The 7652-nt window shown below is 68.1% G+C and carries 5 protein-coding genes; 1 reads left to right on the top strand and 4 read right to left on the bottom strand.

Annotation, left to right across the window (positions count from 1 at the left end; genetic code table 11):
* Positions 1–57: 57 nt before the first annotated feature.
* Together AAF604_22335 and AAF604_22330 are read right to left on the bottom strand one after the other, a co-directional pair.
* Positions 58–912 carry a right-handed parallel beta-helix repeat-containing protein gene (locus tag AAF604_22335; protein ID MEM7052421.1) on the bottom strand — a complete coding sequence of 285 codons (855 nt, stop codon included), beginning with the start codon at positions 910–912 and terminating at the stop codon, positions 58–60.
* Positions 913–930: 18 nt separating this feature from the next.
* On the bottom strand, positions 931–1869 hold the full coding sequence (locus AAF604_22330) for a hypothetical protein (GenBank protein MEM7052420.1): 939 nt from the start codon (positions 1867–1869) through the stop codon (positions 931–933).
* A gap of 356 nt (positions 1870–2225) precedes the next feature.
* Between AAF604_22330 and AAF604_22325 the strand changes: the two genes are divergently transcribed.
* Entirely contained in the window at positions 2226–4928 is a 2703-nt protein-coding gene (locus tag AAF604_22325; protein ID MEM7052419.1) for a hypothetical protein, read from the top strand.
* A gap of 28 nt (positions 4929–4956) precedes the next feature.
* On the opposite strand, the gene AAF604_22320 is transcribed toward AAF604_22325, so the two are convergent.
* Together AAF604_22320 and AAF604_22315 are read right to left on the bottom strand one after the other, a co-directional pair.
* A complete protein-coding gene (locus AAF604_22320) occupies positions 4957–6477 on the bottom strand; it encodes a DNA polymerase Y family protein (protein MEM7052418.1) in 1521 nt (506 codons plus the stop codon).
* A complete protein-coding gene (locus AAF604_22315) occupies positions 6474–7439 on the bottom strand; it encodes a hypothetical protein (protein ID MEM7052417.1) in 966 nt (321 codons plus the stop codon). Before AAF604_22315 ends, AAF604_22320 begins: the two co-directional genes overlap by 4 nt.
* Positions 7440–7652: the final 213 nt, after the last annotated feature.

Below are 7652 nucleotides of genomic sequence, written 5' to 3'. Positions count from 1 at the left end.
GCCGCCGGGCCCTCTCGGGCCCGGAAGCAGGTTGCCGATGAGTTTTTCAGCAACCTGCTAGGGACAGGGAGCCCCTTGGCAGCTATTGGGGCCGATCTGGGTACCGCTGCCGGCGACCTGATTGGCGGGATTGGCGGGCAGGTTGTTGCTTCTCAGGACGTTGTCGCCATAGACCGTCGAGCCATCCGCCTGCAGTCCGACCGAGCTGTTGAGCTGGATCAGGTTGCCGACGACGTGACCATCGACGGTTCGGATGCCCGGCGAGTTGCTCGCCCCGCCATTGTTCCGCACACGGTTGTTTCTCACCATCGGTCCGACGGTGCCGGAGATTCCGGTACCGCCATTGCCGGTGACCTGGTTTTCGATGATCAGGCCGCCGCCGTTGGAGATCCCAAAGGTGCCGTTGGCGGTCACTCGATTCCGTTGCACGATCGCGGAAACCGCTGAGATTCCGCCGTTACCGTTGCTCTCGATGGTCAGGTCGGAAATGATACCGGGGCCGAGGTTTATGGCGGTGTTGCCCATCCCCCGCACGGCTCCATGACTCACCGAAGTCCTGGTATTGGGATTGGCGGTGATGCCCCTTCCGGTGCCCGTGGGAGAGCACGCCACGGGATTGCCGGTGCAGCTGGTCACACCCTGGATGACGAAGCCACCGAGGTCGATGCTGACCGATCCGTCGCTGGTGACGTCGATGGCGGTGGTGTTCTCGTCCGGCACCGTCAGGTTCGAGGTCAGGAGATAGCTGCCGGGGGCGGCAAGGGTCACCGGGAAGCCGGGGCCGTCGCCGGGGAAGCAGCCGGTGGCGACGCAGGCCTGGTGAATCTCGAGGGCGCCGTCTGAAGCCTGGGCGAGGGGGACGACGAGCAGCAGCGCGACAACGATGAAGAGGAAGGTAGGAGCTTGCTTCATGGGACTCGTCTCCACGGGTTAGAGCTTCGGAGTGGGGCGATGGCGGCGGCCCAAGATGGCACCGGCGGCGAGCGTCAGGATCACGGCCAGGAGCAGCAGGCCGAAGGGCGAGAGCGTGGGGATCTCGAGAATGTTGGGTGCTTCGCCGACGGTCAAAGCTTTGGCATCGGCGGCGGTCCAGGCCGGATCGACGGCAGAGGCGTCATAGAACATCTCCCAGGAACCGCTTCCAGGATCGTGAACGACGACATCCTCGTCCGCCAGGGCGATGCCGCCGACTTCGCCGTGAGCATCGAAAGAAATCAGCCAAAGTCCGTTCGATAGGAGATGGACGCCATCGATGTCGAGGGCGGCGGGCACGCCGGCGGCGGAGCCGTCGAAGGCGAGGGAAAAGGCAGCGCCGTCCCAGCGCACCACATCGTCGTCTCCGTAAGGCCCGCCCGGCAGGTCGGCAAAGGTGTCGAAGGACAACAACAGCTCGTCACCGTCGGTCGTGGCGGCATCGACGTCGACGCCCGCCGGGATGCCGTTGGCGCGGCTGTCGAAGGCGATGCTGTAGGACGAGCCGTCCCAGGAGACCAGGTCGGCGGGAGCGGTCGGCAGACCTCCGAGGTCGGCCCAGCTCTCGAGGGAAAAGAGCACCGTGCCGTCAGGACTCGCATGCAGTGCGTCGAGGGCGCTGTCCTCAGGCAGGCTGCCGAGGCTGACCGTCGTCAGGGCGCCGCCGAGATCATCGGCGACGGCTTGCTGGTCTCGAACCTCAATGTTGCTCAAGGACAGCGTGGAGTCGGGCGTCAGCCAGAGCGTTTCGAGGGGCGGTACGGCGAACGATGTGGTCGGGAGAAGGAGGAGCAGGAGTGCTCCCACCTGGCCCGCCAGCGACCTCGGCTCGAGCACCCGAGATCTCGCGCCGCGCATCGGTCGCCGGGTTCCTTGCTGATCGCGGTTTGAATCCATACCAATCCTCCACAAGCGGGCCGAAGGTAAGGGCGGACTGTCGGGGGAGATCGTTACAGATGAGTATAGCAATATGGGGTTTCATCGAGTGGCGAGGGTATGGGCCAGCAATCCTCAGCATGTCCGCCGGGGGAGCGACGGTTGAGACGCCGTCGATGTCGGGGAGGTTCGGGTCCTCCAATCGATCTGCATCTTCACCGACGGCTTCGAGAGCGGCGACACGGTCGGCTGGACTGGCGACGTTCTCTGAGAAAAAACTCCCGCCGGTCCGTCCTGACTTCCGAGAAGCACTCCCAAAAGCAGAGCCGGCGGCGCCCGTGGCTGCCGGCCGGTGACAGCAACGACGGGGGCCGGCGATGGCGGACGAGAACTGGCAACGGCTGCGCAAACGTGTCGGCGCGAGCCGCGCGGCAACACGACTCCAGAACCACTTCGGCCGCTGGTCGGGATCCTCTCGGCTGGTTCTCCTGGCCCTCGCGGTGCTCGCCATGGGCCGGTGGGTCTTTCCCTGGCGCGGGCGCTGGGTGTGGCAGGGCGAGCCCCTCGCTGAATTGCCCGACGCGAAGCTGCCGCCCTACGGGCCGGCGGAGGTGGTAGAGGTCCTCGGGGCTCTCGCTCGGCCGGGCTTCTACGCTCTCTCGGAGATCAGCCTGGATGTGCTCTTCCCTTGGCTCTACGCCACCTTCCTCGGCGCTCTCCTGGTGCGCCTGGCTCGCCGCCACGCCGACCGCGGCGTGCGTCTCTCACTGGCCCTCTTCCTGCCAGTGGCGGCGGCGCTGAGCGACCTGGTGGAGAACCTCGCCTATGCGGCGGTGGCGCTGGGGGCGGGAAAGCCCCTGGCCGTGGTCGGCGTCGCGGCCTCCTGGGGGAAATGGTCTTTGGTCTTCGCCACGCTGATCGCCCTGGTGCTGACCGGGCGCTTTCTGTGGGGGCGCTGGCTGGCGCATCTGACGGCGGTGCGCGTGCCCCTGCTGGCGCTGCTCCTGCTGGTTCTCCTGGAGCGCCTCGCCGGGCATCCGGACTGGCCGACGGTGACCAACATGATGGTTTCCGATACCCGCTTCGGCCTGGCGACGGCGGCCTTCGCGGTGCTCCTGACCATGGCCGTCGTGCTGTCCGCCGGCTGGCTGGCCTGGAACCTGGCGCCGGAGCGTCTGCGCCTCGAACGCCTGGCGTTGCCGGCCTTCGTTCGTCATCACCCGGTGCGCGCCATCGCCTGTCTGCTGCCCCTTGCGACCCTGCCGCTGCTGATTCGCTTGGAGCAGGGATCGCGCATGGATTCGGTCCCCACTCTCGCCGCCCTCGCCTGCGGCGTGCTCGCCGCGGGGCTTCTGCTCTGGCTGCTCGAGTACGCCCGGAGTTTGGGCACTCTGCAGCGCTTCGCCGACCGTCTCTTGCCTTTCTTTCGCACCCTCGGACCAGGCTATCTGAGCTTCGATCAGGGGCGCGTCGAAGTGCGCCGAGGCCATCCCTTGGCTCTCGGAGTCGGCCTTTTGCTGGCCGCTGTCTATGTGGTGGGGTACTTCTGGCTCAGCCCGGAGCACGCTCCGCGCCGGATCCCGACCATCGCCTACGTCTTGCTGCTGGTCGCACTGGTCACCCATTTGTTGTCCGGCATAGCCTTCTTCCTCGATCGCTTCCGATTCCCGCTGGTGCTGGGAATCGCCCTCTATGCCATCTCCGGGGGATTCTGGCCGGCGGGGGAGCACACTTATCCGGTGCGGCGCGAGGTCGTCGACCAGGCTCCGTGCCCCAAGGATGCGGTGATGAGCCGCCTCCAGGTTCGCGGTCTCGAGGGCGATGATCCAGTGCTGTTGACGGTTGTCGGGGCGAGTGGCGGAGGAATTCAGGCGGCTGGCTGGACGGCGCAGGTTCTGACCGGCCTGCAGGAGGCCCTCGGCCCCGACTTCACGCGTTCGATTCACCTCATCAGCTCAGCCTCCGGCGGTAGTGTCGGGGCTTTCTTCCTGCTCGAGACCGTGGGGGCGGACGGTGCTCTGGCGCCGCATCGGCTGGCGGCGGTGCGCGAGGCGGCGATGGCATCGAGCCTCGATGCCACCGCCTGGGGCCTGGTTTTCCCGGATTTCCGGCGTGCCTTTCTCCCGCTCCTCGCGTCGCGCCAACGAGACCGCGCTTGGGCGCTGGAGCAGGGCTGGTTGCAGAACCTCGAGTGCCTGCGCGAGGAGTTGCCGCAGGCCGGCTGTCGCCTGCGTCCGCCGGCCCGGTCACAGCAGGCCTGGTTGTCGTCCTGGCGCGTTGGGGCGGCGACCGGTCGTCTGCCGGGGGTGATCTTCAATGCCACCTTCGTCCAGGACGGCGCGCCGTTTCTGATCAGCAATCTCGATCTTTCGTCCTTTTCCGAGCTCAGAGCCCTCACTCAGGACTCTGAGGAGGGGGAGCTTTGGTCCCTCGGACCGAGAGATTTCGATCATCGCGAGCACTTCGGGCCCGACGGCCGATTCGATCTTCCGATCGTCACCGCGGCGCGGTTGTCGGCGAGCTTCCCCTTCGTGACGCCGACGGCCCGACCGTTGGTGCCCAAAGGCGAAGCCGAGATGGCGCCCTTTCGGGTGATCGACGGCGGCTTGTTCGACAATTTCGGCACCACCGCCGCGCTGCGCTGGATTCTCGAGGCGGTGGAGCTGCTGCAGGATCAGAAGCGCAGCGTCGAAGTGCTCTATTTGCAAGTCAACGCCTTTCCGGAAGAAGCCGCGGAGATTCCGAAAACGACCGGCTGGGCGCAGGCGGCGCTCGATCCCCTGACCGCCATCGTCAAGGTCCGGACCTCGACCCAGCGGGCGCGCAGCGATCTCGAGCTCGAGCTGTTGGCTCGTCTGATGAAGGAGCTCGGAGTACCCTTCAAGGCGGTCTCTTTTCGGCCATCGGATTCCTCGGCTCCGCCCCTCTCCTGGGAGCTTTCGGAGCACGACAAGCACAGCATCTGCGAGAGCTGGCGTGATGCCGAGAACCTGCACAAGGTCGAGTATCTGCGCGATAGATACTTCCCGGCGCGGCCGGAGATCGAGAGTCTTCCCGCCTGCGCCGACAGCAGCCGGTGAGGCCGCGGTCTCGCCGGCGCCGGGGGATTCAGTCGTAGACGCCGTCGACGAACCAGGCATCGCTGCTGCGCTCGCGGTACACCCGGTAGATCCCGCCGCTGCCGAGCTCGATGTCCCAGTAGTCGCGCGTCACCACCTCTTGGCTCCACCAGCCCTCTTCGAGATGCCAGGGGCCGGAGGCGATGCGGATCTCCCCCTGCAGGCGTGGCCGGGCGTCATCGGCGGTTGCGGGAGCGACCGATTGTGGGATGCCGCGCTCGTCGAGGAGGATCTCGAGGGCCTGGGCCGGCCGCAGGGATCTCACCCCCATCAAACCTTTGCCGTGGCGTGCCGGGCGTCGCTCCGGTGGCGGTGGTGGCGGTTGGTAGGGGGTCAGGGCGCAGGCTTCCGGGCGATGGCTGTCGACCGGTTGCGGGCTGCCGACGCGGTCCGCTCCCAGCAGCGCGAAGAGGCGGGCGAGGGTGCCGGCGAGGCGATCCGGCGACAGCGCCGCCGGGCCGAAGAGGGTGAGCTGGGCCTCCTGGGCACGGTCCGGCGTGGCGAGGAAAGCAAAGCTCTCGACGGCTGCTCCCGGTGGACGCTCTTCGAGGGAGAGGCGCACCAGGGTGAGCAGAGTCTTGAGGTCGCGCGTCGGGGCCGGCAGATCGAAGGCGCGCAGGTCGTGGCCCTCCGGTTCGAGGGTCAGCGAGAGCTCGAGCCGGCGACAGGAGAAGCCGCGGCTGGCGAGGCGCTCGGTCAACCGTTCGAGGGCTGCTCGGCCGACGAACAGGAACGGCTCGAGGGAGACCAGCGGCCATTCCAGGGTGATGCCTTCACGGAAGTGCTGCGGCGGTGGGCGGGGCACCAGGGGTCTGGGATCGAGACCGCGAGCCAGGGCGTGGAGATCCCGCGCCTCTTCTCCCAGGCGACTCGAGATCTCCGCCGCCGGCAGCCGGGCGAGCTCCCCCGCGGAGCAGATTCCCCAGCGTTCGAGGGCATCCACCAGGCGAGCGTCGGGAGCCAGGCGCTCAAGGGGCAGGGGGGCGAGAAAAGCGGCCTCCTCGCCCCGTGGAACCAGCGTCGGCGAGCTGCCTTGGCCGGCGGCGACGCGAGCGGCGAGCTTGCTGGCGGCGAGGCCGACCCGGGCCGGCAGACCGGCGGCCTCGGCGGCGGCGGCGAGGGCGACCCCCAGGCGATGCTGGCCCTCGGCTCCCGGGAAGCTGCGCTCGAGGCCCGAGACGTCGAGAAACACTCGACCTTCGCCGCCCTCTTCAATCAGCGGTGAGAGGCTGTCGGCGGCTTCGAGGAGGGCTTCGCGGGCGGCCCGCTCGCACTCCGCATCACGCCCCCGGGCGATCAGCTTGGGGAGGCGAGCGCGGGCCTGGGGCAGGGTGAGGCCGGGGGTGATGCCGGCCTGTCGGGCGCGGCGGGTGGCGGCGACGACGCGGGCCCGGTCGCCGTTGCCCTCGAGCACGGCCACCGCCTCTTGACGCAGCTCCGGCTCGCTGCGCAGCCGCGCCGCGAGCGGAAACAAGGGCACTTCGAGGCAGGCGATCCAGGGGTCCGTCATTCTGCTCCCGTTGCCGCGAGCCCGACCTTCTCACCGGATCTCTCAGCGAAAGGTCGCAGGTTGCTGAAGATGCCGGGCACTCGCCGGGGCCGCGCCGCAGCCGTACTCGACCTGCTGCCAGAAGTGCAGCCGGCGGATGACGCCGCAGATTCGGTGACCTGCGGCCTTGCAGCGGAGAGTCGAGAAGGTCGGGTTGGGCGGAGGGGAGACGCCTCCGGCGCCGGAGCGGGTGCCGGAATCGGGCCGGGGATTTGCGGCAGGGAGGGCGCTTCCGGTACTCGCAAGCGCAGGCTCTCCTGCTGATGGGGAAGCTCGCCTTTGTCGACCCGAAGTTGTGAGGACAGTCCGGCGAGCACCGGCTGCCGGGGAGATCCCCACTGTCCCCGGCCGCGCCGAGCGGTGAGCACGGTGGCGGCGGCGGTGCCGCTGGCGCGGTAAGGGCTCGACACCAGGAAGGCGCTGCGATGGCGTTGGGCGGCCCGCGCCAGACGCAGCCAGAAGGCTTCGCTACCGCGGCCGCCGGGAATGGGCGGCTCACCGAGATCGAGCACCACTAGCGGAAAGGCGCCGTCGAGCACCGCCTCGGTGCCGGCGAGGGCTTCCTTGAGGGTGCGCGGCCGCAGCCAGAGCAGGCGCTCGAGGTCACCCCCGAGGGCGGCGAGCTGACGCGGGTCGAGACCATCGCCGAGATCGACGAAGGCCGCCGCTTCGCCGCGGCGGGTGGTTTCGGCGAGGGCCGTCAGGAGGAGCGAGAAGCGGCCGCTCGAACGATGCCCGATGAGCTCCGTCATCTCGCCACGCACCAGCCCCGGCCCGGCGAGCAGCCGGTCGAAGCCGGCGCTGCCGGTGGCGAAGCGCTCGTGATGGCCATGGTCACGGTGCCGCCGCAGCAGGTCGCGACCATTCGAGAGACGCCGGCGGAGCTTGGCGGGCAGGTCGGAAAAGGCGAGAGCGGTGTTCATGGTCGATCCCCGTCGGGGTCTCGAACATAGGGCGTTAACGGGGCGTAATCAAGCTCGCGAAATACCCTCTAAGTAGCTCTCTTTGAAAGGGAAAGATCTCTTTGCGAGATCTACTTCAGAGGGCTGTCTCCATGGGCCGCGATTCCGTCTAGCGGATGCGCGACGGGTGGTTGCCTTTGGTGGCGACGAGATTCTTCGTGGGCCGACGGAAAA

The sequence above is a fragment of the Acidobacteriota bacterium genome (genome assembly GCA_039028635.1).
Lineage (GTDB): Bacteria > Acidobacteriota > Thermoanaerobaculia > Multivoradales > JBCCEF01 > JBCCEF01.
The sequence above is the reverse complement of the archived record's forward strand: the minus strand, read 5'-3'. Positions and strand labels throughout refer to the sequence as shown.

What these genes read in the sequence shown, in the direction of transcription:
- AAF604_22335 (MEM7052421.1), bottom strand. Translation starts at nt 912, where the DNA reads ATGAAGCAAGCTCCTACCTTCCTCTTCATCGTTGTCGCGCTGCTGCTC.
- AAF604_22330 (MEM7052420.1), bottom strand. Translation starts at nt 1,869, where the DNA reads ATGGATTCAAACCGCGATCAGCAAGGAACCCGGCGACCGATGCGCGGC.
- AAF604_22325 (MEM7052419.1), top strand. Translation starts at nt 2,226, where the DNA reads ATGGCGGACGAGAACTGGCAACGGCTGCGCAAACGTGTCGGCGCGAGC.
- AAF604_22320 (MEM7052418.1), bottom strand. Translation starts at nt 6,477, where the DNA reads ATGACGGACCCCTGGATCGCCTGCCTCGAAGTGCCCTTGTTTCCGCTC.
- AAF604_22315 (MEM7052417.1), bottom strand. Translation starts at nt 7,439, where the DNA reads ATGAACACCGCTCTCGCCTTTTCCGACCTGCCCGCCAAGCTCCGCCGG.